This window comes from Microvirga sp. 2MCAF35, from assembly GCF_052115545.1.
Classification (GTDB): domain Bacteria; phylum Pseudomonadota; class Alphaproteobacteria; order Rhizobiales; family Beijerinckiaceae; genus Microvirga.
This window is the reverse complement of sequence record NZ_JBFRGW010000056.1, coordinates 1-23,520: the sequence shown is the minus strand read 5'-3', so window position 1 is coordinate 23,520 and position 23,520 is coordinate 1. Positions and strand designations below refer to the sequence as shown.

General features: G+C 65.0%; 23 protein-coding genes and 1 pseudogene. 15 read left to right on the top strand and 9 right to left on the bottom strand.

All coding sequences use genetic code 11. The annotated features are described in order from the left end of the window. Positions 1-320: 320 nt before the first annotated feature. On the top strand, positions 321-749 hold the full coding sequence (msrB, locus tag AB4097_RS20000) for a peptide-methionine (R)-S-oxide reductase MsrB (RefSeq protein WP_246389333.1): 429 nt from the start codon (positions 321-323) through the stop codon (positions 747-749). A gap of 6 nt (positions 750-755) precedes the next feature. Further along, positions 756-1,925, top strand: a complete 1,170-nt coding sequence (locus tag AB4097_RS19995) for a DUF3095 domain-containing protein (protein ID WP_442042797.1) — start codon at positions 756-758, stop codon at positions 1,923-1,925. Positions 1,926-2,046: 121 nt separating this feature from the next. On the opposite strand, the gene AB4097_RS19990 is transcribed toward AB4097_RS19995, so the two are convergent. From AB4097_RS19990 to AB4097_RS19980, 3 genes are all read right to left on the bottom strand, one after another. After that, positions 2,047-2,991, bottom strand: coding sequence for a bifunctional riboflavin kinase/FAD synthetase (locus AB4097_RS19990; RefSeq protein ID WP_442042795.1), 945 nt, complete (start codon positions 2,989-2,991; stop codon positions 2,047-2,049). 237 nt (positions 2,992-3,228) lie between these two features. After that, positions 3,229-4,104: a TIGR01459 family HAD-type hydrolase gene (locus AB4097_RS19985; protein WP_442042793.1), complete on the bottom strand. Its 876-nt coding sequence runs from the start codon at positions 4,102-4,104 to the stop codon at positions 3,229-3,231. Positions 4,105-4,226: 122 nt separating this feature from the next. Further along, positions 4,227-5,489: an EAL domain-containing protein gene (locus tag AB4097_RS19980; RefSeq protein ID WP_442042791.1), complete on the bottom strand. Its 1,263-nt coding sequence runs from the start codon at positions 5,487-5,489 to the stop codon at positions 4,227-4,229. A gap of 178 nt (positions 5,490-5,667) precedes the next feature. Here AB4097_RS19980 and AB4097_RS19975 point away from each other — a divergent pair, with 178 nt between their 5' ends. Then, positions 5,668-5,889 (top strand): heavy-metal-associated domain-containing protein, encoded by a 222-nt coding sequence (locus AB4097_RS19975; RefSeq protein ID WP_442042789.1) that lies wholly within the window; start codon positions 5,668-5,670, stop codon positions 5,887-5,889. A 102-nt stretch (positions 5,890-5,991) separates the two neighbouring features. Continuing rightward, positions 5,992-7,341 (top strand): aspartate aminotransferase family protein, encoded by a 1,350-nt coding sequence (locus AB4097_RS19970; RefSeq protein WP_442042787.1) that lies wholly within the window; start codon positions 5,992-5,994, stop codon positions 7,339-7,341. Between the two features lie 19 nt (positions 7,342-7,360). Here AB4097_RS19970 and AB4097_RS19965 read toward each other — a convergent pair whose 3' ends face one another. Continuing rightward, positions 7,361-7,987, bottom strand: a complete 627-nt coding sequence (locus tag AB4097_RS19965; RefSeq protein WP_442042785.1) for a TetR/AcrR family transcriptional regulator — start codon at positions 7,985-7,987, stop codon at positions 7,361-7,363. 95 nt (positions 7,988-8,082) lie between these two features. Here AB4097_RS19965 and AB4097_RS19960 point away from each other — a divergent pair, with 95 nt between their 5' ends. The 6 genes and pseudogenes from AB4097_RS19960 to AB4097_RS19935 form a co-directional block, all read left to right on the top strand. After that, complete coding sequence (locus AB4097_RS19960; protein WP_442042783.1) at positions 8,083-8,673, top strand: hydrolase; 591 nt, start codon at positions 8,083-8,085, stop codon at positions 8,671-8,673. A gap of 73 nt (positions 8,674-8,746) precedes the next feature. Next, positions 8,747-10,309 carry a histidine--tRNA ligase gene (gene hisS, locus AB4097_RS19955; RefSeq protein ID WP_442042781.1) on the top strand — a complete coding sequence of 521 codons (1,563 nt, stop codon included), beginning with the start codon at positions 8,747-8,749 and terminating at the stop codon, positions 10,307-10,309. Positions 10,310-10,378: 69 nt separating this feature from the next. Next, positions 10,379-10,840, top strand: coding sequence for a hypothetical protein (locus AB4097_RS19950; protein ID WP_442042779.1), 462 nt, complete (start codon positions 10,379-10,381; stop codon positions 10,838-10,840). A gap of 271 nt (positions 10,841-11,111) precedes the next feature. Then, positions 11,112-11,492 carry an ArsR/SmtB family transcription factor gene (locus AB4097_RS19945; RefSeq protein ID WP_442042777.1) on the top strand — a complete coding sequence of 127 codons (381 nt, stop codon included), beginning with the start codon at positions 11,112-11,114 and terminating at the stop codon, positions 11,490-11,492. Next, positions 11,489-11,998, top strand: a complete 510-nt coding sequence (locus AB4097_RS19940) for an SRPBCC family protein (protein ID WP_442042775.1) — start codon at positions 11,489-11,491, stop codon at positions 11,996-11,998. The genes AB4097_RS19945 and AB4097_RS19940 overlap by 4 nt, the downstream gene beginning before the upstream one ends. Before the next feature lie 64 nt (positions 11,999-12,062). Next, positions 12,063-12,416: pseudogene (locus AB4097_RS19935) on the top strand (helix-turn-helix domain-containing protein); the annotation flags it as partial. 267 nt (positions 12,417-12,683) lie between these two features. Here AB4097_RS19935 and AB4097_RS19930 read toward each other — a convergent pair. The 5 genes from AB4097_RS19930 to AB4097_RS19910 form a co-directional block, all read right to left on the bottom strand. Continuing rightward, the gene (locus AB4097_RS19930; RefSeq protein WP_442042773.1) at positions 12,684-14,195 is read right to left on the bottom strand and encodes a chromosome partitioning protein ParA; all 1,512 of its coding nucleotides are present in this window, start codon (positions 14,193-14,195) and stop codon (positions 12,684-12,686) included. A 98-nt stretch (positions 14,196-14,293) separates the two neighbouring features. After that, positions 14,294-15,649: a glycolate oxidase subunit GlcF gene (gene glcF / locus AB4097_RS19925; RefSeq protein ID WP_442042771.1), complete on the bottom strand. Its 1,356-nt coding sequence runs from the start codon at positions 15,647-15,649 to the stop codon at positions 14,294-14,296. 9 nt (positions 15,650-15,658) lie between these two features. Beyond that, on the bottom strand, positions 15,659-16,273 hold the full coding sequence (locus AB4097_RS19920; protein ID WP_442042769.1) for a DUF2585 domain-containing protein: 615 nt from the start codon (positions 16,271-16,273) through the stop codon (positions 15,659-15,661). 375 nt (positions 16,274-16,648) lie between these two features. Continuing rightward, positions 16,649-17,833, bottom strand: a complete 1,185-nt coding sequence (gene glcE / locus AB4097_RS19915; protein ID WP_442042767.1) for a glycolate oxidase subunit GlcE — start codon at positions 17,831-17,833, stop codon at positions 16,649-16,651. After that, positions 17,830-19,263 carry an FAD-linked oxidase C-terminal domain-containing protein gene (locus tag AB4097_RS19910; RefSeq protein ID WP_442042765.1) on the bottom strand — a complete coding sequence of 478 codons (1,434 nt, stop codon included), beginning with the start codon at positions 19,261-19,263 and terminating at the stop codon, positions 17,830-17,832. The genes glcE and AB4097_RS19910 overlap by 4 nt, the downstream gene beginning before the upstream one ends. Positions 19,264-19,512: 249 nt before the next feature. Here AB4097_RS19910 and AB4097_RS19905 point away from each other — a divergent pair, with 249 nt between their 5' ends. Genes AB4097_RS19905 through AB4097_RS19885 form a run of 5 tightly spaced genes read left to right on the top strand, consistent with a single transcriptional unit; the run spans position 19,513 to position 23,321 of the window. Further along, positions 19,513-19,902: a c-type cytochrome gene (locus AB4097_RS19905; RefSeq protein ID WP_442042763.1), complete on the top strand. Its 390-nt coding sequence runs from the start codon at positions 19,513-19,515 to the stop codon at positions 19,900-19,902. Further along, the gene (locus tag AB4097_RS19900; protein WP_442042761.1) at positions 19,899-20,696 is read left to right on the top strand and encodes a (Fe-S)-binding protein; all 798 of its coding nucleotides are present in this window, start codon (positions 19,899-19,901) and stop codon (positions 20,694-20,696) included. Before AB4097_RS19905 ends, AB4097_RS19900 begins: the two co-directional genes overlap by 4 nt. Further along, a complete protein-coding gene (locus AB4097_RS19895; RefSeq protein WP_442042759.1) occupies positions 20,693-21,223 on the top strand; it encodes a DUF6653 family protein in 531 nt (176 codons plus the stop codon). Before AB4097_RS19900 ends, AB4097_RS19895 begins: the two co-directional genes overlap by 4 nt. Then, entirely contained in the window at positions 21,220-22,653 is a 1,434-nt protein-coding gene (locus AB4097_RS19890; RefSeq protein ID WP_442042757.1) for a LutB/LldF family L-lactate oxidation iron-sulfur protein, read from the top strand. Before AB4097_RS19895 ends, AB4097_RS19890 begins: the two co-directional genes overlap by 4 nt. After that, positions 22,650-23,321 carry a LutC/YkgG family protein gene (locus AB4097_RS19885; protein ID WP_442042755.1) on the top strand — a complete coding sequence of 224 codons (672 nt, stop codon included), beginning with the start codon at positions 22,650-22,652 and terminating at the stop codon, positions 23,319-23,321. The genes AB4097_RS19890 and AB4097_RS19885 overlap by 4 nt, the downstream gene beginning before the upstream one ends. Positions 23,322-23,520 lie beyond the last annotated feature (199 nt).

The window sequence follows — 23,520 nt, the reverse complement described above, 5'->3', positions numbered from 1 at the left end:
GCTTCTCTTTCAGGGCGAACGGCTAGGATCCCGGACCTTCGCAGATCGTGCGAAAGCCGGGCCGATAATTCGCGCCGCGCCGATGCGGGCCGCATGCAGAGCCGGAGAAACCATGGGCATGGTGAGCCTTTTAGCAGCGCCGGGCCGGATAATAAAGCGTGGTGATTGCCGGGGCGGCTGCCTATTTAAGGACCAGAACCCGCCCTATAGTCCCCGAACGTTGCGACGGGCAGGAAGGATTGACCATGGCAGACTCGACCACCACGGCCGAACGGCGCTCGAAAGCCGGTTTCGACCTCACCCCGCCTAAGCCCGAGCAGATGCACGCCCTCGTGGCCAATCTCGACGACGAGGAGCGCCGGGTCCTGCTCGAACACGGCACGGAGAGGCCCTTCTGCGGCATCTTCAACGAGGCCAAGGAGAAGGGCACCTATTGCTGCCGCCTCTGCGGCCTGCCCCTGTTCAATGCCGGCACCAAGTTCGAATCCGGCACCGGCTGGCCGAGCTTCTTCGACCCGATCGACCGGGATCACATCGCCTTCGTGCGCGATACCAGCTACGGCATGGTGCGCACCGAGATCCGCTGTGCCCGCTGCGAGGGCCATCTCGGCCACGTGTTCAACGACGGCCCGCCTCCGACGGGCGAGCGCTACTGCATGAACTCGGTCTCCATGCGCTTCGTCGCCGAAGGCGATCCGCTGCCGGACGAGTTGGGCCGGGGCGCCCCGGAGGGCGAAACGGTGGGCTGACGGCCCGTGGACACCACGATTGAGGGTGCAGGCGGCCGGACAGGATCCGACTTCTATGCCCGGCTGCCCGTCTTCGACCATTTCTCCCAGCTGACGGACCCCAAGCTCTACATGCCCGTCCCGGACGATTGGGTGCTGGGTTTGAGCGACATCGTGCGTTCGACCTCGGCCGTCGAGGCCGGGCGTTACAAGGAGGTCAATACGGCCGCCGCCTCCGTGATCGCGGCCGTCTCCAACAAGCTCGGCACGAGTGCGTTCGCCTTCGTGTTCAGCGGCGACGGGGCAAGCTTCGCGCTGCCCGCCTCGCAATCCGTCCTTGCCCGCGAGGCGCTCTCCGCCGTGGCGGCCTGGGTGCGGGATTCCTTCGGCTTCGAGCTGCGCATCGCGCTCGTTCCGGTGTCCGAGATCCGCGCCGAAGGCCACGACGTGCGGATTGCCCGGTTCGCGGCATCCCCCGATGTCTCCTACGCCATGTTCTCCGGTGGTGGCCTCGCCCATGCGGAGCGGCGGATGAAGGAAGGCGCCTTCGCCATTCCTCCGGCTCAGCCCGGCACCCTGCCCGACCTCACCGGGCTGACCTGCCGCTTCGACGAGATCAGGCCGGAGCGCGGCGTCATCCTCTCCCTGATCCTGCTGCCCGCTCTGACGGCGGGCACGGAAGCCTTCAACGCACTCGTCGGGCAGGTCCTGTCGCTGGCCGAGGGGCAGGAGGCCGGGCGGCCGGTGCCGGAAGGCGGGCCTACCCTGTCCACGCCCTTCCGGGGCTTCGGCCTCGAAGCGAAGACCGTGGGACGGAATGGGGCGGGCCTCGTCACCTTGGCGAAGCTGGCGGGTCTTCGCCTGCTCTCCTTCATGATCTTCCGGTTCGGACTGACGATCGGCCGGTTCGATCCGGCCCGCTACCGGCACCAGCTCGTCGAGAACACGGATTTCCGCAAGTTCGACGACGGCCTGCGCATGACCCTGGACTGCACGCCCGCGCTGGCCGACCGTCTGGAAGCGCTGCTGGCCGAGGCAGGACGGAAAGGCACCGCCCGTTACGGCCTGCACCGGCAGGACGCGGCCCTCATGACCTGCTTCGTCCCCTCGGCCACCCGCAGCGACCACATCCATTTCGTCGACGGCGCCATGGGCGGCTACGCCATGGCGGCACGGGCGCTGAAGCCGGGCGGTTAACATTCATCCCCGTCATCACCGGCCTTGTGCCGGTGATCCCGATAAATTGAAGCGCCGAGCCATTCAGCATCGGGATGGCCGGCACAAGGCCGGCCATGACGGGAAGAGGCACGGAATTACGTCAACCAATCATCGAAGCCGTCTTGTCCTCGGCGAGCATCCGCTTTGCCTCGACCGAGTCGCGGTCCATCTGGGCGATCAGCGCGTCGATGCCGTCGAAGCGCTCCTCGCCGCGGATCCAGCCGACGAATTCAACGTCAACAACCTGGCCATAGAGGTCGCCGGAGAAGTCGAAGAGGTGCACCTCGAGCAGCGGAGCGCCGTTGTCGAAGGTGGGCCGGCGGCCGAAGCTGGCGACGCCGTCGAGCGGCCGGCCCGCCACGGATACCCTGACCGCGTAGATCCCGTGCCGAAGGCGGCAATCGTCGGGCAGGCGCATATTGGCCGTGGGATAGCCAAGCTCGCGGCCGCGCTTGTCGCCGTGGCGCACCTCCGCCTGAACGAACCAGCGATAGCCGAGCAGCCGGTTGGCCATAGCGATGTCGCCTGCTTCCAGAGCAGCTCGGATGGCACTGGAGGACACCGGCTCCGTCCCTTCCACGACTGCCGGGGCGATCAGGCAGTCGAGCCCCCGCTCCCGGCACAGCTCCGCCATGCGCGCCGGATTGCCTTCCCGCCCGCGGCCGAAATGGAAATCGTGGCCGATCACCACGCCCGAGAGCTGCAGCTCGTTCGCCAGCAGGTCCACGAAGCCCGCCGCCGTCAGGGCCGCGAGGTTCCCGCTGAAGCGCCGCTGGAAGACGCCGTCGAGGCCGAGACGGGCGAAGATCTTGAGCTTCACGGGCTCCGGCGTGATCCGGAACAGGGGCCTGTCGGGTTGGAAGAAGGTGCGCGGATGCGGCTCGAAGGTGACGGCCGCCGCCGGTTTTCCGGAGTTCAGGGCCATTCCCAGAAGATATTGATGTCCCCTGTGCACGCCGTCGAAATTACCAATGGCCGCCATGGCGTCCCTGAGGCTCGCGGGCACGGACTCGCCATCGCGGCAGACGGCGAACGAAGGGGACATCGGAGGAGAAATTTCGGAACTCATCTGTGCAGATATCGGTGCGGGCGCGACCCTGTCGAAAAGCGGCCTTCGGGTCAAGGGAAGCACGGGCGATTCGATATCCTTGTCGGATCATCGCACCCTCTCACGTCATGGCCGGGCCCGTCCCGGCCATCTCGATCGGAAAAGCGCCGCGTCTCAATCAAACGAGATCACTGGCACGAGGCCGGTGATGACGTGGAGTTGGTTAGACCGACCTCACCAAGCCAGGACCTCCATGAAGGCGGTCGGCCGGACAGGCTGCCGGTCCACCCAATCCTGCACGTGATCGGAGACCAGATCGCCCTTGTGAAGACCCAGCTCCTCCGCGTGGATGCCGCGGGCAATCATCAGCGCGTCGATGCCGTAGCCCACGGCCCCGGCGATATCGGTGCGGATCGCATCGCCGACAGCGAGAACCCTCTCCTTCGCAACAGCCCGACCGCTCAGCTCGGCCGCGACGGAGAGCGCCCGGTCGTAAACGGGACCATGGGGCTTGCCGGCATAGAAGACCTTGCCGCCCATCTCCTCGTAGGCGAGCGCGATGGTTCCCGCGCAGGGCAGGATCATGTGGCCGCGCTCGACGATGAGATCGGGATTGGCGCAGACCATCAGCAGGTCGCGCCGGAGCATGGCTTCGAGCTGGGGCCGGTAATCCTCGACCGTCTCCTCCTCGTCGTTGTCGAAGCCGGAGCAGACCACATAATCGGCCTCTTCGACGGAGCCGAAGCGGACGGCGAGGCCGTCGTAGATCGGCATGTCGCGGGGCGGGCCGATATGGTGGACGATCCTGTCGATGCGTTCCTCGATGGCAAGCCGCGTCAGGTCGCCGGAGGTGACGATGGCGTCATAGGCCGTGCGCGGCACGCCGAAGCCGTCGAGCTGCGTTCCCACGGAAGCGCCGGGGCGCGGCGCATTCGACACGAGAACGACCCGTCCTCCGCCGGCGCGGAAGCGGGTGAGCGCGTCGCTTGCCGTCTCATAGGCTTTGACCCCGTTGTGCAGCACGCCCCACACGTCGCAGAGCACGAGATCGTATCGATCGGCGAGAGAGCGCAGGCCCTCGGCGTGAACCGGGCGTAACGAGGCGGTCATGGGGTCTCACTAGATTATCGTGCGGACCCGAAGGGCCACGGATGTGAAAAGTGGCCCGGTTTTCCCCGCCAAACGATGCGCAAGTCAAGTCGGTCCGATGGTCTCGGGCCACGCACCCGCGCTCACCCGGTGCGCCGAAGAAGGGTTGGCGCATCCTCCGGATCGAGGGATTGCGGGAAAGTCTGCTCGGCGGCGATCTCGGGCTTGACCGGGCGCGGGGCCGCGAAGGCGAAGCCTTGCGCCAGCGGCACGCCGAGGTCGCAGAGCATCGGCACCATGCGGTCCTCCTCCACCCGGTCGGCGATCAACAGGATCCCCTGGCGGCGCAGGGCCGGGGCGAAATCGCGCACGTCGGGTTCCGGGCCCGCATAGCGGCCATCGGCCCGCTCGGCGGCCTCGATCATGAGGCCCGCCGGCAGCTTCATGAACCGGACGCCGAGATCGGCCAGCCTCACCGGATCGAACCGGAGATCGGTGGCGCGATCCAGGGAAAACGGCACGCCCCGCTCGCGCAAGGCGGCGAGCGCCGCCCTGTGATCCCCATCGAGGCAGCGCCAGCTCAGCTGGGACATCTCCAGAACGATCTTGCCGAGAAGATCGGGACTGGCGTCGAACAGGCGGGCCAGCGACCACAGGAAGCCGGGCTCGGCAACGGAATGAGCCGCGAGGTTCACGCCGACGATGGCCTCGCTGCCGCGGGCGACGAGGTGGCGGGCGACGGCCATGGTGCGGATCAGCACCCGGCGGTCGAAGTCCGATGCGCGGCCGGACGCCTCGATGATCGGCAGGAACTCGGCCGGTCCCATAAGGGTCCCGTCCGCGAGCCGCAGCCGGGCCAGCGCCTCGTAGAAGCGGATCTTATGCTGCGGCAACGAGACCACCGGCTGCAGGTGCAGCTCGATCCGGTCGTCCGCGAAGGCCTGGTTGACCAACCTCACGCGGCTGATCTCCTCGGTCGAGGGCCTGCGCATGGAAGGCAGCAGGGACGGTTCGGGGAAAGGCGCGGCCCGCACCTGTTCCGACTGCTTCGGACCAGGTGCGGATGCATGTGCGCCTGCGGACATCGCCAGTTCGCGCAGGAGCGTCACAGGACTGTCTCCGCGCACCGGCGTGCGCAGGACGAGCGGCGCGGCCGGAACCGGTTCCTTCCGCTCGAAAGCGGCAAGCTGCATGCCCCCCGTCTGCCGCTCCGTCTCGGACTGCCACCACAGGAAGACGAGACCGAAGAAGACGGCCATGATCAGGAAGCCGAAAACCGGCAGGATGAATCCTGGCTCCATCGGCACATAGACCGAGGCGCCAGCCGTCAGAATGGCCGGTGTAAAGGCAAGCAGCGTCGTTTTCCTGTCCCGCAGGACAGAAATGTTCTTTGGGTTCGTCACCATGGGTGCCCCCGCTCCCCTGGCTCGGCGAATGTGCGCGAATCAGTTTGTTAACAGACAATGAATCACGGCGAATCGCGGGGCAAGTTTCGCATTCCCGAAATGAACATTATTTCGCAATCGCGCGTTGCCCGTTCATGAAACCGGCTCGCATTTTCGAGCGAACGAAAAGGCATTTTCGATGGAAGAACCCCGGAAAGACCTGCTGATGCAGGTCGACGGCATGACCTGCCAGGGATGCGTCACTTCGGTCACGAAGGCCATCCAGCGCCTCGATCCGAGCGCCAAGGTGGACGTGGATCTAGAGCATGGCCGCGTCCATGTCACCACATGTGCTCAGAGCGTCGAGATAGCGCGCGCCCTGGACGCGGCCGGCTACGAGGCCCGCGCCATGACCGGCTGAGCCGAGAATTGCACCCGGCTCGTGGCTTCGCCGAAAGTTCTTTTTGCGGCGCTCCGTTACGGCTGTTAGGTTCGCACCCATCAGCCATCTTCGGGGATCATGATGACCGCACAGACATCCAGAGCCGCCAACGACCTCATTGCACCCAACGACCTGGATGCCTGGTGGCTTCCGTTCACGGCCAACCGCTCGTTCAAGCAGCGCCCCCGGATGATCGCCCGCGCCAAGGGCATGTACTATTACACCCCCGACGGCCGGGAGGTGATCGACGGCGCCGCCGGCCTCTGGTGCTGCAATGCCGGCCACAACCGGGACGAGATCACGTCCGCCATCCAGGCCCAGGCGCAGGAACTCGACTATTCGCCGGCCTTCCAGTACGGCCACGCGAAGGGCTTCGCCGCTGCTTCCCGCATTGCCCAGCTCGCGCCGGGAGATCTGAACCACATCTTCTTCTGCAACTCGGGTTCCGAAGCGGTCGATACCGCGCTCAAGGTGGCGCTCGCCTATTGGAACGTGAAGGGCCAGGGCAGCAAGACGCGCCTGATCGGCCGCGAGCGCGGCTATCACGGGGTCGGCTTCGGCGGCATCTCGGTGGGCGGCATCGTCAAGAACCGCCAGTTCTTCGGCTCGCTGCTGGCGGGCGTCGACCACCTTCCCCACACCTATAACCGGGCCGAGCAGGCCTTCTCCCGTGGCGAGCCGGAATGGGGCGCGCATCTGGCGGACGAGCTGGAGCGCATCGTGGCGCTCCATGACGCCTCGACCATCGCGGCCGTGATCGTCGAGCCGATGGCCGGCTCCACGGGCGTGCTGCCGCCGCCGAAGGGCTATCTCAAGCGCCTGCGCGAGATCTGCGACAAGCACGGCATCCTGCTCATCTTCGACGAGGTGATCTCGGGCTTCGGCCGTCTCGGCACCGCCTTCGCGGCGGAGCGTTACGGCGTTGTCCCGGACATGATCACCTTCGCCAAGGGCGTGAATTCCGGCACCGTCCCCATGGGCGGCGTGCTGGTACGCGAGGGCCTCTACGATACCTTCATGAACGGCCCCGAACACGTGATCGAGCTGTTCCACGGCTACACCTATTCCGGCCACCCGCTCGCCTGCGCGGCGGCGCTCGCGACCCAGGACGTCTACCGGGACGAGAAGCTGTTCGAGCGCGCCAAGACCCTGGAGCCGGTCTGGGCCGATGCGATCCACTCGCTCAAGGGCCTGCCGAACGTGCTCGACATCCGCACCATCGGGCTCGTCGGCGCCATCGACCTCGCCTCGCGTCCCGACGCGGTGGGCAAGCGCGCCTTCGAGGCCATGGACCGCGGCTTCCAGGAATACGGCCTGATGATGCGCATCACCGGCGACACCATCGCGCTCTCCCCGCCGCTGATCATAACCGAGGAGCAGATCGGCGAGATCGTCGACAAGCTCACCAAGGTGATCAAGGCGGTGGCATAACGCTCCGAGCTTGAGGGCCTTAAGCCACCTGAACGCTGTTCAGGTGGTTTTTTAGCATCTGCCGCAGCTCTTGATGGGTTGCGTTTCGCCAATCAACATCGTCTGCGGCATTCAGCGCTACCGCGACCTTCATGAGCTGCAGAACCACGGCCGCCATTGCTTCGCACCGTTCTTTTGGAACCGGTCGGGCTGCCGAGGCAAGTAAGCGAGCAATCTTCTCCCGCATCGCAGCGCCCGTCCTTCGCTTCTGCTCCTTGTCGATATCACGTCTCTCCACGAGGGCGCCGAAGGCCGGACGTTCGACGAGAAATGCCTGCAGCCCGTCAAAGAGCTTATCCGCCACCTCAACGGCGCTCCGGCCCGTGGCCTCAAGCAGCATCTCGTCCAGCATCGCTGACAAGTCCGCGAGATAGGCCTCATGCAGGGCCTTCGCCAATAACTCTTTTGTGGGGAAGAACTGATAGAGCGAGCCGATTGATGCGCCTGCACGGGCGGCGATCTCAGTCATTGTAGCCGCCTCATAGCTCCGCTCGGAAAACACCTCCGCTGCCGCCTTCAGGAGTGTAGCCACGCGTTCACGACCTCGCTTTCTTTGGGGAATGCGCGGCACAGGATCGACAACACCACTTGAGTTTTGTGAGGGCATGCTCATATAAATCGTTTTATGAGGAAAACCTCATATATCAAAATTCCAAGGCCCGTGAAACCCTCATTGACCTCATCTCTGTAGGAAGACCACTCATGCTGGACGAACTCGATCCGTGCCGAACCGCTCTTGTGCTGATCGATTTACAGAATTGGACGCTTGGTATGCCGCTTGCTCCTCATTCTTCCTCCGCAGTAATAGGCCACAGCTCGCGCTTAGCGCGGCGTCTGCAAGAGGCTGGCGGCACCGTCATCCTCACACGCGCCGCCTTCTCTAAAGGCTATGCCGATGTCCTGAGGCAGCCGGTGGACGTTGCCCTGCCCCTGCCCGAGGGCGGTTTGTCCTCCGAGGCTCTTGCGTTCTCCAGCGACTTCAATGTTGAACCGGATGTCGTAATCACCAAACGCCAATGGAGCGCTTTTTACGGCACTGAACTCGACCTCCAGCTGCGGCGGCGGGGTATCACCACGATCATTCTTGGCGGAGTGATGACCAATTTCGGTGTCGAGTCCACGGCGCGCGACGCTTGGCAGAAAAGCTATTCGGTGATCGTGGCTGAGGATGCCTCATCCAGCCTCGACGCTGACATGCATCGCTTTGCCGTCGAGAAGATCCTGCCTCGTGTAGCGCGAGTACGGTCGACAGCCGATATTCTGGCGAGCCTCACAGCCCCGGTAGCTGCATAAGCCTTGCCCCTCCCGGCCGCACGGAGTAGGACCGCAGCACGTTTTCCCAATTCAACGGCTGCTGTTTAAAACCATGTCCAAGGCCGACAAGATCAAGGCCCGCGCGCCGCGCGGCTTTGCCGACCGCAACCCCGCCGACCTCGCCGCGACCGAGCGCATGTTGGCGGCGATCCGCGATTCTTACGAACTCTACGGTTTTGAGGGCGTCGAGACGCCGTTCGTCGAGTACACCGACTCCCTCGGCAAGTTCCTGCCCGACCAGGACCGCCCCAACGAGGGCGTGTTCTCGTTCCAGGACGACGACGAGCAATGGCTGTCGCTGCGCTACGACCTGACGGCGCCCCTCGCCCGCTACGTAGCCGAGAACTTCGATGCCCTGCCGAAGCCCTATCGCAGCTACCGCGTGGGCTGGGTGTTCCGCAACGAGAAGCCGGGTCCGGGCCGCTTCCGCCAGTTCATGCAGTTCGACGCCGATACGGTCGGGGCCGCCTCCGTCGCGGCCGATGCGGAAATCTGCATGATGGCCGCCGACACGATGGAGAAGCTCGGCCTCAAGCGCGGCGACTTCATCATCAAGATCAACAACCGCAAGGTTCTCGACGGCGTGCTTGAGGCCATCGGCCTCGGCGGCGAGGACAAGGCCGGGCAGCGCCTGACCGTGCTGCGCGCCATCGACAAGCTCGACCGCCTTGGGATTGACGGCGTACGGCAACTCCTCGGTACGGGCCGTAAGGATGAGAGCGGCGACTTCACCAGTGGAGCTGGGCTCACTGAAGATCAAATCCTTGGTTTGATGAGATTTCTGAGCAACCCGTTTGGTCAATCTGCAAGTGCGCAGCCTACACAGGCGACTCACAGCGCTGAGACGATTGCTGGAACAAAGATTTACAAGTCTACGCAAAACTCGGCAGCCATTGAGCAACTCCGTACTCTGAATTTTAGCAGCCCGACCTATCTTGCCGGAATAGATGAGCTGGCCCAAATTGCTGAGCTTGTGGATGCCGCTGAGTATGGCGATCGGGTGATTATCGACCCCTCCGTCGTGCGCGGCCTCGAATACTATACCGGCCCCGTCTACGAGGCCGAGCTGACCTTCCAGGTGCAGGACGAGGACGGGCGCCCGGTGCGCTTCGGCTCCGTGGGCGGTGGCGGGCGCTATGACGGCCTCGTGGGCCGCTTCCGCTCCGAGCCCGTTCCGGCCACCGGCTTCTCCATCGGCGTGTCGCGGCTGCTCTCGGCGCTCCAGATGGTCAAGAGCCCCATCGTCTCCGGCGCCGAGAAACCCGGCCCGGTGGTGGTGCTCGTCATGGACAAGGACCAGATCGCCGCCTACCAGCGCATGGTCTCGACCCTGCGCCAGGCGGGCATCCGGGCCGAGCTCTATCTCGGCTCCTCAGGCATGAAGGCGCAGATGAAATACGCCGACCGGCGCCAGAGCCCCTGCGTGGTCATCCAGGGCTCCAACGAGCGCGAGCGCGGCGAGGTCGAGATCAAGGACCTGATCGAAGGCGCCAAGGCGGCAGGGGCCATCGCGTCCAACGAGGAATGGAAGGCCGCCCGTCCGGCCCAGTTCTCCGTGCCCGAGACCGATCTCGTCAAGGCCGTCCGCGAGGTGCTGGCCCGCCATTTCGGATAACCTTGGCCTTTTGGAACCCCTGTGGTTCCATAGGGGTTGTTCCGGAAGCTTGACCATCAGGAGATGAACATGGCGAAGGCCAAGGACAAGGATAAGAAGTCCGGCACGAAATCGAAGAAGAGCCCCGGCACGAAGCTGGCGAAGACGGCGAAGAAGTCCGGCCTCATGGACCTCATCAACACGGATCTCGGCCGCGAGATCCTGGCCGACGCCCTGATCGCCGCCGCTGGCGCCGCCGCCGCCGCCCTCACCAAGACCCGCGCGGCCAAGAAGGCCGGATCCGCCGCCGCCCATGCCGGCGCGCAGGGCGCCGACCTGACCCAGACCGCCGCCGGCGCCGTCGCCGGCGTGGTGACGGAGGCCGCGCGCCACTTCCTGCCAGCACGCCTCGTGGGCGAGGAAGGCGGCGCCGAGAAGGGCGCTTCCTCGGAACCCCGGAAGGTCAAATACGTCAACCGCTCCAGCGACCACAGCAAGAGCAAGACGAGCAAGGCCAAGGGCCAGAAGAGCGACACGGCCGGGAAGGCCTGAGCTTCTTCGCATAAACACCATCCCGGATCTGGCCGGAGCCACGATCCGGGAGCCTGACCGAGACGAATGCGATCCTCCCTCCCCGGCGGAAGGCGTGAAGAGGGTCGCACCGGAGCCCGTTGGAAAGACGACGGCCGCGCAAGCTCGCATCCCCCCAAGCAAATCCACTGTCACCGGGTCCGAGGCTCCTGCCTCGGCACCTCGCAGACGCTCGGATAAATATTAAACCGATCGGTTGACTGTCCCGAAACGCGCAGCTATATTCAACCACATGGTTGAATTACAGACATCCCGGCTCGACACCGTCTTCCACGCTCTCGCCGATTCCACCCGGCGGCGGATGCTCGGCGCTCTCGGCGGCGGCGAGCGCACGGTGAGCCAGCTCGCCGAACCGTTCGCGATCTCGCTGGCCGCCGCCTCGAAGCACATCAAGGTGCTGGAGCAGGCAGGCCTTCTAAGGCGCGAGATCCGCGGCCGCACCCATGTCTGCCGCCTCGACCCCGGACCGCTGGCGAGCGCCCATCAATGGCTCGGCATCTACGAGCGCTTCTGGACCGAACACCTGGACGTGCTGGAGCGGCTCCTCCGCGAGGAGGATGCGCAAAAGTCCCCACCCCCGAAAACCCCACCTGCCGAAGGAGACGACACATGACCGACCTTGCCACCCTCGACACCTATGGCACGCTGAGCGAGCCCGCGACGCTCACGATCCAACGCCTTCTGCCCGGCCCCGTCGAGCGCATCTGGGCCTATCTCACGGACAGCGACCTGCGCCGCCAATGGCTCGCGGCGGGCGACATGGACCTGACCCTCGGCGCCCCGGTCGAACTCGTCTGGCGCAATGCCGAACTCACCGACCCACCCGGCGCGCGTCCGGACGGCTTTGGCGAGGAGCACAGGATGGAGTGCCGGATCACGGAGCTCGACCCGCCCCACCGGCTCGCCATCACCTGGGGCTCGACCGGCGGCGTCACCTTCACCCTGGAACGGCAGGGCTCCGAGGTGCTGCTCACCGTAATCCACCGCCGCGTCGCCGACCGCGCGACCCTGCTCAACGTCAGCGCCGGCTGGCACGCCCACCTGGACATCCTGGCCGCCCGCGCGGCCGGCGAGACGCCGGAGCCGCACGTCATCACCGGGCTTGTTGTACGGCCTTGAGACATACCTGACAGCTGTTCGGAGACATACCTGACACTTCTGCTGTGGCGGCAGGGAGGTCGGGATGGGTTGGCTGGAGGTATCTGTGACGGAGCGGTGTCGGGAGTTCGTGCTGCTGGCGTCGCTAGAGGGCGCCAACATCTCGGCGCTGTGCCGGCGCTTCGGGATCAGCCGCCAGACCGGCCATGTGTGGCTGCGCCGGTTCGCGGCCGGAGAGCGGGCGTTCACGGACCGCTCGCGCCGGCCGCATCATAGTCCGGGCCGGCTCGCGGCCGAGGTGGAAGCACAGGTTTTGGCGGTGCGCGAGGCGCATCCGGCCTGGGGCGCCCGCAAGATCGCGGCCGTGCTCCGGCGCTCCGGGATCGTGCCGCCGGCGGTTTCCAGCGTGCATGCGGTTCTGGTCCGCCMCGGCCGGATCTTCCGGGGCGAAACCCTGGCCATAAGGCCGCGCCGCCCCGACGGCTGCTTTGCCATCTGCTTCGGCGCCCACGAGATTGCAGCCCTCGATCTCAACGCACCCGACACAGACCCAACTCTGTAAGGGATCTCTCCGAACACGTGTCAGGGATGTCCCCGGACTTTACAACAAGCCCGGTGATGACGTGGGAGGGTGGATAACGCCTCTCCGAAAGCTTCCCACGAAAAGAAAAAGCCCCGCATCTCTGCGGGGCCTGGAGGTAGAACGCTACTCCGCGTCCGGTGATTTCAAGGGCCGGACATTCGTTTCGATCTCATCCTCGTCGAGCAGCGTCGGATCGTCCTCCTGCGCGTCGAGGCGGGTCTTCTTGCGCAGCGAAATGTACTTCTTCTGGATCTTGATCCGGCTCTCGCGGGCGATTTCGAGGGCGCCCTGCATGAGGGAGCGCTCGGCCTTCTCGTTCTGCAGCTCCTCGGTAAGGCGGCGGTTGGCGGCCTCCAGAGTGTTGCGCTCCTGCTCGAAGCGCTTGGTGAGCTGGTCGATGCGCTCGGAGAGGCTCGCCACCTTGTTGTCGGAGCTTTCGATCTGGAAGTCCTTGGCCGCGATGGCCTTGCCCAGCATCTCGACGCGCTCCTGCAGCTCGATGCGCGAGCGCTGGAGTTCGTTGACCATGGCCACCTGACGCTCGACCTCCTGCTGGGTCGCCTCCAGGCGACGGTCCAGGGTGTTCTTCTCGATGGTGGTCTCTTTCAGGCTGCGCTCGACGCCGCGCAGGGCCTCGTTCTTGTCGCGCAGCTGGTCGCGGGTATGGGTAAGGATCTTGTCCGTCGCGGCCAGACGGGAGTTCAGCCCCTCGATCTTCATGTCCAGCGCCGAAAGATCGGTCTGATGGGCGGAGCGCTCGGAATCGATCTGGGTTTCCAGGCGTTGGCGCAGCACCTGCTCGGCCATGAGCTTGGTCTCGAGCTCGGAGGCGCGCTGACGCGTGGCCTCGAGCTGGGTTTCCAACTCGCCATAACGGTTGGTCAGGCTGGAGAGGCGGTAATTCTGCTCCTCAGCCACCTTCTGCAGGCGTTTGACCTCGTGATCGAGCAGCCCGTTGCGCTCGCGGGTCTCGATGAGCTCCCGCTCGGCGCGGGCCACCGTCTGGTCGGCCTCCTGGGCTTCGAGGCGCAGGGCCTGGTTCTCTTCCGTGATGTTGCGGGCGCGCTCGGTCTCGATGGAAAGCTGATTCTCCAGGTCGGCGACGATGGCCTCCTTGTCCTTCACGTTGAGGCGCAGGTCCTCGATGAAGGAATCCTGCTCGCGAACCCTCGTTTCCGCCTTGCGCAGCTGCGAAATGGCGGAGGTCAGGTCGTCCACCGTCCGGGCGTGGAGACCGCTGAGATCGGAGAGTTCGCGGCGCAGGGCCACGGTCGTGTCGGTTTCCTGCCGGAGCACTGCCTCGGTTTCAAGAAGGCGCGACTGAAGCTGCGGATAGCTGCGGATGAGGTCGCTCACCGGCTCGCTGAGGAGAGCGAAGTCCTCCTTGAGGCTGCGGATTTCCTCCAGCCGGTCGATCATGTTGGCGAAACGGACGCGGATCAGCTCGTTCTTCTGGCCGACGGAATCGAGCGCCACGTTGGGGCGGACGACAATCGTCTCGCCCTTGTCCGGAGGCGCTGCAACAGGCGCGGCAACGGCCTCGACGGCCTCGCCTCTCTCGGGCAGGGAGCCGACGACGGCCTCTTCCTGCTTCTTGCCAAAACGGCTCCTGAACGATGTCCAACCCGAAGACATGTGCCGGTCCTTACGCCTGAAATTCACGCTTTCCTAACTTTTAGCCCAGATCGCCACAGTTTGGAAATAGAATTTCGTTGCGTAAGAGTGTAGCAGCCTCACTCTGCCGCGATGGTTAACGGTTGGGAAGCGCGCTTGCCAAACCCTGCCGCCTCCAGGGCTTCGGGCATGGGCCCACCCGTCGCCCAGTCGAGAAGCTCGACCGTGTGGACAATGGGGATTTCCGTCCCCTTCCCGATCTGGGTCATGCAGCCGATATTGCCGGTGGCGATGAGGTCGGGCTTCGTACGCTCGATATTGGCCACCTTGCGGGCCCGGAGCTGGGCGGCGATCTCCGGCTGGAGCAGGTTGTAGGTGCCGGCCGAGCCGCAGCAGATATGCCCTTCCGGCACGTCCTTCACCGTAAAGCCCGCCTGCTTCAACAGGGTCTTCGGCTCGGTGCGGATCGCCTGCCCGTGCTGCATGGAGCAGGCCGAATGATAGGCCACCACCAGCTCCGTCTCGCGCACCGGCTCCATGAGCTTCAAGGACGTGACGTATTCGGTGATGTCCTTGGCGATCCCTGAGACGCGGGCCGCCTTCTCGGCATAGTCCGGGTCTTCCCGGAACATGAAGCCGTAATCCTTGATCGTCGTGCCGCAGCCCGAGGCCGTGATGATGATGGCGTCGAGCCCCTCTCCGTCCATCTCGGCGATCCAGGCGTCGATGTTGCGCTTGGCAAAGCCATGGGCCTCCTCGTCGCGGCCCATGTGGTGGACGAGAGCTCCGCAGCAGCCCTCGCCCTTGGGCTGGACCACGTCGACGCCATGGCGGTTGAGGAGGCGGATCGCGGCCTCGTTGAAGCCGGGCTTGAGCACCGGCTGGGCGCAGCCGGACAGGATGGCGACCCGACCCCGGCGCTCCCCATGCGCCTTGAAGGTGCCGGGCTGCTCGAAGGGCGAGCGGGAGGGCGCCTTCGCCGGCGCGAGGTCGATCATCGCCTCCAGGCGATTGCCGAGGAGCGGCAGCCCGCCGATCACGCCCTTCAGGGGCTTGGCCAGCATTGCCGCGCCGAGCGCGAAGCGGAAGCGGCCGGGATAGGGCAGCACCCTGGCGAGGACCCAGCGCAGGAGCCGGTCATGCCAGGGCCGGGTATAGGTCGCCTCGATATAGGCGCGGGCATGGTCGACGAGGTGCATGTAATGCACGCCGGATGGACAGGTGGTCATGCAGGACAGGCACGAGAGGCAGCGGTCGATGTGCTTGACCACTTCCTTCGACGCGGGCTTCCCGCTCTCCAGCATGTCCTTCATGAGGTAGATCCGCCCACGCGGCGAGTCGAGCTCGTCGCCGAGCAGCAGGTAGGTCGGGCAGGTGGCGGTGCAGAAGCCGCAATGGACGCAGGTCCGGAGGATCTTCTCCGAGCTGGCCATGGCGGGATCCCTGAGCTGGTCGGGCGTGAAATTGGTTTGCATGGTTTTATCTCACAGCGCCCCTTGCCATTGGTTGATGGCGTCAATGGGATGGATCAGCATGATGATGTTCAGGATCAGGTTGTCGCGGATCCAGAAACCCACGAACGCTTCCATGACCACCGCAACGAGCACCGTCAGCCAGACCGGCCAGAGGCGCGCCAGCGTGAACCCGATCATCATGGCAACGATGTCCGACACCGAATTGATGACGCTGTCGCCATAATAATCGAGCGCGATGTTCGTCGCACGGTAGCGTTCGATGACGGTGTTGGTGTTCTCGGTGATTTCCCAGGCGCATTCGATCCCGACCGCCACGAGGAGAGCGATGCCGAGCGGCAACGGCTTGCCGATCAGGCGACCGAAGGCCCAGAGGCCTGCATAGAACAGAAAACCGTGAATGACGTGGGAGGGCGTGTACCAGTCGGTCAGGTGCTGGGAATTGCCGGAATCCTTCACGATTCCATGCCACAGCTCGATGGTGCCGCATGTGCAGATCGGCGTGCGGCCCATGGCCAGCAGGATCGCAGCGGTAAGCGCGATGAGGCCTAAGGCCAAGACAGCGTAGATGATCGGCCTTAGGGGGCTCTTGTCTCCGTCAATCATGGGAACTGCTGCGCTTGTCATTTCACGCCCCAATCCAGTCGGCTTAAGCGCATTTCTCTACCGCAAGTCGGCGATAGAGAGCCAGTTCAGCGCTGTGAGAGGCGGATGCAGATCGTTTCGTCATCTGAGACGGACCGCAGATTGCTACAGCCGTGTCGAGTTTTTCCAGCGCGTCTGCGTATTTCCGATAAGCATCGCATTCGTCTTTTCGCCCATTGCCAGAAGCTTTTTGAAGTTCCTGAAGTGCTTTATCAGCCGAACGCTGTTCTTGAATCACATCTGCCGTGCAGGATGGTGAATATGATCTCCAGGCTGATACTGCCGTGAAGGCTATTAAGCCGACCCCAGAAACTCCAGCTAATGAGAGAATGTAAGAGAGCCGTATAGATTTCGCCATCATAACCCCGCATACATCCGGCCCGGATTGAGAATTCCGGCGGGATCGAAGGAGGCCTTGATGCCGCGCGACAGCGTCATCAGGGCGTCGGGCTGCGGCTCGAACACGTCGAGGGTGGAGCGGATCTCGGCCGGGGCGCGCACGAGAGTGGCGTGGCCGCCGAAGGTTCGCGTTGCCTCGCGCAGGACAGAGGCGCCCGCGTCGCCGTCGATGGGCGTCGAGATCCAGATGAGCCCACCGCCCCAATCGTAGAACCATTGCGCATCGAGGAACCGTGTCACCTGGGCGACGATGTCAGGGCCTTTCGTGGGCGCGGTTGACACGCGCCAGACCGCCCGCTCGCCCTGATCGGTCAGCAGTGCCACGTCGCGCACCGATTGCCAGAGCGCCTCGGCCCCGACGCCTTCGAGCAGGTCCATGAACCGGAATCGCTTCAGCAGGCGCTTCATCTCGTTCATGCGGTAATCGACCGAGACCCTGAAGCCTTCGAGCCGGATCAGCGTGGTCCCGCCCCGGCGGTCGCGGTCCGGGACATGTGCGGCGCCGGTCACGTCGAAGGGTGATCCGAGGGCCATGGACAGGGCCTCGATGGCCTGCCGGTCGTCGAGGCCTCGGATGGCGAGGGTCGCCATCCGCTCCTGCTTCGGCAGCACCTTGAAGGTGACTTCCGTGAGGAATCCGAGCGTGCCCCAGGAGCCAGCCATGAGCTTCACGAGATCGAGGCCGGTGACGTTCTTCATCACCCGGCCGCCGGATTTCACCACCTCGCCGCGCCCGTTGACGAAGCGCACGCCGATGAGGCTGTCGCGGGCGGCGCCCGCCATGATCCGGCGCGGGCCTGAGATGTTCATGGCCGCCACCGCCCCGATGGTCGGCTCGCCCTTCGTGCCGAGAAGCGCGCGGTAATCCATGGGCTCGAAGGGCAGTTCCTGGCCTTTCGCGGCCAGCACCCGCATGACCTCCAGCACCGGCGTGCCGCTGCGCGCGGAGATCACAAGTTCCGACGGCTCATAAAGAGTGATGCCGCTCATGGCCGACGACGAGATCGACGCGTCGGTCTGGTTCGGCCGCCCCATCGGGGCCTTCGTGCCGTTGCCGGACACGTTCAGAAGCGTGCCCCTGTCGGCGGCCTCGCGGATGATGATCGATGCGTCCTGCTCGTCGCGGGGAATATGCGTCGTCACGCGGCAAGCCTTCCTTCGAGCGGAAACACCTTGGCGGGATTGAGCAGCCAGCGCGGGTCGAACACGCCGCGCACCCGCATCTGCTGCTCCAGATCCGTGGCGTTGAACTGATAGGTCATGAGATCCCGCTTCTCGATGCCGACGCCATGCTCGCCGGTGAGGCAGCCGCCGACCTCGACGCAGAGCTTGAGGATATCCTCCCCGGCCTTCTCGGCTTTCTCCATCTCGCCCGGCACGTTTGTGTTGAACATGACGAGCGGATGCAGGTTGCCGTCGCCCGCATGGAACACGTTGGCGACGCCGAGCCCATAGGATTTCACGATCTCGTCGATCCGGTTGAGCACGTAAGGCAGTTGCCCGGTCGGGATCGTGCCGTCCATGCAGATGTAATCGGCGACGCGCCCCGTGGCGCCGAAGGCGGATTTGCGGCCCTTCCAGATCGCCGCGCTCTCGGCCTCCGATTGCGAGACCTTCATGGTCTTGGGCTTGAAGGGTTCGGCGATGGCGACGATGCGGCGGAGCATGTCGTCGATCTCCGCATCAGAGCCCTCCACCTCGACGATCAGCATGGCCTCCACGTCGAGCGGATAGCCCGCATGGGCGAAGGCCTCGCAGATCTGGATCGCGGGCTTGTCCATGTATTCGAGCGCCACCGGGATGATGCCCGCCCCGATGATCGCCGCCACGCAGGCGCCCGCATCCTCCACGGACGAGAAGCCGAAGAGCGCCGGCCGCGCGCCTTCCGCTGCGCGCAGGATCCGCACCACCGCTTCCGTCACCACGCCGAGCTGGCCTTCCGAGCCGCAGATCAGCCCGAGCAGGTCGTAGCCGGGGGCATCCAGATGCTCGCCGCCGATCTCCACCACCGTGCCGTCGAGGAGCACGATGGTGACGCCCAGGAGATTGTTGGTGGTGACCCCGTATTTCAGGCAATGCGCCCCGCCCGAATTCATGGCGATGTTGCCCGCGATGGTGCAGGCGAGCTGGCTCGACGGATCGGGGGCGTAGAAGAAGCCCTCGTAGGACACCGCCTGGCTGATGCCGAGATTGGTGATGCCCGACTGCACGCGGGCCGTGCGGTTCTCGAAGCTGACATCGATCACCCGGTTCATCTTGGCGACGCCGAGCACGATGGCGTCCTCCTGCGGGATGGCCCCGCCGCAGAGCGAGGTCCCCGCCCCGCGCGGCACCACCTTCACGCCGTTCTCGTGGCAGAAGCGCATGATGGCCGAGACCTCTTCCGTGGTGGAGGGCAGCACGACGGCGAGCGGAATCCGGCGGTAGGAGGTCAGGCCGTCGGTCTCGAAGGCCCGGCGTTCGTCCTCGGTGACAATCAGGGCCTCGGACGCGACAAGGCGTCCCAAACCCTCGACGATCTCCTTCCGGCGCGCCAGAACCGCTTCGTCCGGTTTCGGAAATGCAATGGTCATGGCACTCTCCCTCACGGAATCATCGCTGCATTCAAGGTATGGCTACCTTAACAATAAGGCAGCTTTCCCCGATGGCGTTTCCTAATAATGTAGAATGTCTCTAGCGCATTGTGCGGAAAAGTGGACCCGGTTTTCCGCCTGAACAATGCGCTGCTTAAAAAAATGAGCATCGAATGGGTCCCAAAAGTGGTGTCCACTTTTGGGTCCGATGCTCTAGGATGGGACAGGGGTCCAGCAAAGGAGTTTTTGATGCGTTCCTTCGTTCTTTCCGCCGCCCTGCTGCTTGCCGGGCTCGGTTCCGCCCAGGCCCAGGACGCGGCCGCCGGCGAGAAGGTGTTTGCGCAATGCCGGGCCTGCCACCAGATCGGGCCGAGCGCGAAGAACGCCGTGGGCCCGGTCCTGAACGGCGTCATCGGCCGCCATTCCGGATCGGTCGAAGGCTACAATTACTCCCCCGCCAACAAGAATTCCGGCCTTACCTGGGACGAGGCCACGTTCCGGGAATACATCAAGGACCCTAAGGCCAAGATCCCCGGCACCAAGATGATCTTCGCCGGCGTCAAGGACGAGCAGAAGGTCAACGATCTCGTCGCCTATCTCAAGCAGTTCGACGCGTCGGGCCAGAAGGTCACCCAATGAGCGTTCTGCCCTCGCAGGGCCGCCCGGCGAAACCCCGGATCGGCCTGTTCGTCACCTGCCTGGTCGACCTGATGCGCCCCTCGGTGGGCTTTGCCGCCGTCAAGCTCCTGGAGGATGCCGGCTGCGTCGTGGATGCGCCCGTCCAGACCTGCTGCGGCCAGCCGGCCTACAATTCGGGCGATCGCGGCACCACGCGGGACCTCGCCATGCAGGTGATCGAGGCCTTCCACGGCTACGATTACGTGGTTGCCCCCTCGGGCTCCTGCGCCGGGATGATCAAGGCCCATTACCCGGAACTCTTCGAGGAAGATCCGAACTGGCGCGCCAAGGCCGATGCGCTCGCCGCCAAGACCTATGAGCTGACGAGCTTCCTCGTCGACGTGCTCGGCGTCACCAGGGTCGAGGCCTCGTTCGATGGAACCGTGACCTATCACGATTCCTGCTCGGGCCTCCGGGAAATGGGCGTGAAGACCCAGCCGCGCCGGCTTCTCGCCAGCGTCGAGGGCCTGACCCTCGTCGAGATGAAGGACAGCGACGTCTGCTGCGGCTTCGGCGGCACCTTCGCGGTCAAATACAGCGACATCTCGGGCGCCATCGTCGATGCCAAGGCCAGGAACGTCGAGGAAGCCCACGCCCCGACCCTGCTCGCGGGCGATCTCGGCTGCCTCATGAACATGGCCGGCAAGCTCACCCGCGACGGCAAGCCGATCAAGGTCCGCCACGTGGCGGAGGTTCTGGCCGGGATGACGGACGAGCCGCCGATCGGCCTGCCGAAGGAGTCCCGTTCCGCATGAGCAATTCAGCCCGTTTCGCGGCTCGCCTGTTCCGGATGGACGAGCGCACCTGGGAGCGCCATGCGAGCCCCTGGAGCGTCTGGTCGCGGGTGGCCTCGCTCCCGCTCCTTCTTCTCGCCATCTGGAGTCACGCCTGGATCGGCCTCTGGGCCGTCCCGGCGACCGGGCTGGTCTTCCTGTGGCTCTGGATCAATCCCCGGCTCTTTCCAGCCCCGGCGCGAACCGACACCTGGAGTGCGAAAGTGACATTCGGCGAACGCGCTTTCATGAACAGGGCGACGATCCCCGTCCCCGACCATCACGTGAAGGTCGCCAATCTTCTCATGGCGGCATCCGGCATCGGATTCATCGTGGCCCTCGCGGGCGCCGTCATGAACGATCTCCTGATGACCGTTGCAGGCGGTCTCGCCGCCTGGTTCGCCAAGATGTGGTTCTGCGACCGCATGGTCTGGCTCTTCGACGATATGAAAGACCGGAATCCGGCCTACGCCGCGTGGGTCCGCGTTTCGAAGGAGGAGGCGCGATGACCGTTCATTCCACTTCTCCCCAGTTCAAGCAGAATGCCGCGCGGGCGCTGAGCGACGATCAGCTGCAGAAGGCGCTCGGCAACGTGAAGCAGGGCTTCATCGACAAGCGCCAAGCCGCCGCCGACAAGCTGCCGGAATTCGAGGCGCTGCGGGATGCGGCGCGGGACATCAAGAACCATACGCTGGAGCACCTCGACCTCTACCTCGAAGCCTACGAGGAGAAAGTGAAGGCCTCCGGCGGGCACGTGCATTTCGCCCGCAACGCCGATGAAGCCCGCGACATCATCCTGAACATCTGCCGCGAGGCCGGCGCCAGGACGGTGACGAAGGGCAAGTCCATGATCTCGGAGGAGATCGGGATCAACCATCATCTGGAGGCGAACGGCATCCGGCCCGTCGAGACCGATCTCGGCGAATACATCATCCAGCTCCGCAACGAGCTGCCGAGCCACATCATCGCCCCCGCCGTCCATCTCAACGCCACGCAGGTGGAGGAGGATTTCCGGCGCGTTCACACCCATCTCGACGCCAAGCGCGATCTCTCGGAACCGGTGCAGCTTCTCACCGAAGCGCGCGCCGTTCTGCGCGAGCGCTTCCTCGCGGCCGATGTGGGCATCACCGGCGCCAACTTCCTGGTGGCCGAGACCGGCACGTCGATCATCGTGACGAACGAGGGCAACGGCGATCTCACGCAGATCCTGCCGAAGACCCATATCGTGCTCGCATCCCTGGAAAAGCTCGTTCCGACGCTCGAGGACGTGAGCCAGCTCCTGCGCGTGCTCGCCCGCTCGGCGACCGGCCAGGAAATGTCGGTCTATACCACCTTCTCGACCGGCCCACGCCGCAGCGCGGATGCGGACGGGCCGGAGAACTACCACGTGGTTCTCATCGACAACGGGCGCTCCTCCATGCTCGGCACGAGCTTCGAGGAGATGCTGCGCTGCATCCGTTGCGGCGCCTGCATGAACCATTGCCCAGTTTATCATGCGGTCGGCGGGCACGCCTATGGCTGGGTCTATCCCGGCCCGATGGGCGCGGTGCTCACGCCGTCCCTCATCGGCGTCGACAAGGCGGGCCACCTGCCCAACGCCTCCACCTTCTGCGGACGCTGCGAGAGCGTGTGCCCTGTGCGCATTCCCCTGCCCAAGCTCATGCGCCACTGGCGCGAGCGGGAATTCGAGCGGCACCTGACACCGGCGACCGTTCGCTCCGGCCTCCGGTTCTGGGGCTTCTTCGCCAAGCGCCCTGCCCTCTACCGGCTGGCGACCCGTCTCGCCATGGGAACGCTGGCGCTCGCGGGCCGCCAGCGCGGACGCTTCTCCTGGCTGCCCATGGCCAAGGGCTGGACCAAGTACCGCGACTTCCCCGCCCCGCAGGGTGAGACGTTCCAACAGCGCTGGAAGCGCGAGCGCAAGGGAGCCGCCGCATGAGCGCCCGCGACGACATCTTCGCCAATATCCGCCGCTCCCTCGGCGTCAACGGCAGCGAGACGATCCGCCACCAGATCGTCGCGGACCGCCTGGAGCGCTCGCCCAAGGGCGTGATCCCCCAACGCGGGCAGGTTTCGGGCGAGGAGCGGATCGCGCTCTTCAAGACCATGGTCGAGACGTCGCTCGCCACGGTGACGGAAGTCGCCTCCGCGGCGGAGGTGCCGCAATCCATCGCGCTGTTCCTGCGCAACCACAATCTGCCCGCCACCCTGCGCATGGGGGACGATCCGCGCCTTGAGGCCATGCCATGGTCGGACACCACCCTTGAGATCGCCCATGGGCCGAGCGAGGGCCGGGACCTCAATGCGGTCAGCCACGCCTTCGGGGGCATCGCCGAATCCGGCACCCTCGCCATGGTGTCGGGTCACGAGAACCCCTCCACCCTCAACTTCCTGCCCGACAACCACATCATCGTCGTGTCGGCCAAGGACATCGCGGGCGATTACGAATCCGTCTGGAACCGGGTGCGCTTCGCCTACGGCAAGGGATCCATGCCGCGCACGGTGAACTGGATCACCGGCCCATCCCGCTCCGGCGACATCGAACAGACCCTGCTGCTCGGCGCCCATGGACCCCGTCGGCTGCATGTGGTGGTGGTGCGGGATTGAGCCGGGTTCCTTTGCATCTGATTAAAGCCATAAGCCGCCCCTCCCATGTCATCACCGGGCTTGTTGTAAAGTCCGGGGACACCCCTGACACGTGTTCGGAGAGATCCCTTACAGAGTTGGGTCTGTGTCGGGTGCGTTGAGATCGAGGGCTGCAATCTCGTGGGCGCCGAAGCAGATGGCAAAGCAGCCGTCGGGGCGG

Coding starts and splice junctions, on each gene's coding strand:
- msrB (WP_246389333.1), top strand. CDS start 321: ATGCACGCCCTCGTGGCCAATCTCGACGACGAGGAGCGCCGGGTCCTG.
- hisS (WP_442042781.1), top strand. CDS start 8,747: ATGTCCAAGGCCGACAAGATCAAGGCCCGCGCGCCGCGCGGCTTTGCC.
- AB4097_RS19985 (WP_442042793.1), bottom strand. CDS start 4,104: ATGACCGCCTCGTTACGCCCGGTTCACGCCGAGGGCCTGCGCTCTCTC.
- AB4097_RS19895 (WP_442042759.1), top strand. CDS start 20,693: ATGAGCAATTCAGCCCGTTTCGCGGCTCGCCTGTTCCGGATGGACGAG.
- AB4097_RS19980 (WP_442042791.1), bottom strand. CDS start 5,489: ATGGTGACGAACCCAAAGAACATTTCTGTCCTGCGGGACAGGAAAACG.
- AB4097_RS19945 (WP_442042777.1), top strand. CDS start 11,112: ATGGTTGAATTACAGACATCCCGGCTCGACACCGTCTTCCACGCTCTC.
- AB4097_RS19960 (WP_442042783.1), top strand. CDS start 8,083: ATGCTGGACGAACTCGATCCGTGCCGAACCGCTCTTGTGCTGATCGAT.
- AB4097_RS19970 (WP_442042787.1), top strand. CDS start 5,992: ATGACCGCACAGACATCCAGAGCCGCCAACGACCTCATTGCACCCAAC.
- AB4097_RS19885 (WP_442042755.1), top strand. CDS start 22,650: ATGAGCGCCCGCGACGACATCTTCGCCAATATCCGCCGCTCCCTCGGC.
- AB4097_RS19990 (WP_442042795.1), bottom strand. CDS start 2,991: ATGTCCCCTTCGTTCGCCGTCTGCCGCGATGGCGAGTCCGTGCCCGCG.
- AB4097_RS19920 (WP_442042769.1), bottom strand. CDS start 16,273: ATGACAAGCGCAGCAGTTCCCATGATTGACGGAGACAAGAGCCCCCTA.
- AB4097_RS19930 (WP_442042773.1), bottom strand. CDS start 14,195: ATGTCTTCGGGTTGGACATCGTTCAGGAGCCGTTTTGGCAAGAAGCAG.
- glcF (WP_442042771.1), bottom strand. CDS start 15,649: ATGCAAACCAATTTCACGCCCGACCAGCTCAGGGATCCCGCCATGGCC.
- AB4097_RS19905 (WP_442042763.1), top strand. CDS start 19,513: ATGCGTTCCTTCGTTCTTTCCGCCGCCCTGCTGCTTGCCGGGCTCGGT.
- AB4097_RS19890 (WP_442042757.1), top strand. CDS start 21,220: ATGACCGTTCATTCCACTTCTCCCCAGTTCAAGCAGAATGCCGCGCGG.
- AB4097_RS19975 (WP_442042789.1), top strand. CDS start 5,668: ATGGAAGAACCCCGGAAAGACCTGCTGATGCAGGTCGACGGCATGACC.
- AB4097_RS19965 (WP_442042785.1), bottom strand. CDS start 7,987: ATGCCCTCACAAAACTCAAGTGGTGTTGTCGATCCTGTGCCGCGCATT.
- AB4097_RS19900 (WP_442042761.1), top strand. CDS start 19,899: ATGAGCGTTCTGCCCTCGCAGGGCCGCCCGGCGAAACCCCGGATCGGC.
- AB4097_RS19910 (WP_442042765.1), bottom strand. CDS start 19,263: ATGACCATTGCATTTCCGAAACCGGACGAAGCGGTTCTGGCGCGCCGG.
- AB4097_RS19940 (WP_442042775.1), top strand. CDS start 11,489: ATGACCGACCTTGCCACCCTCGACACCTATGGCACGCTGAGCGAGCCC.
- AB4097_RS19950 (WP_442042779.1), top strand. CDS start 10,379: ATGGCGAAGGCCAAGGACAAGGATAAGAAGTCCGGCACGAAATCGAAG.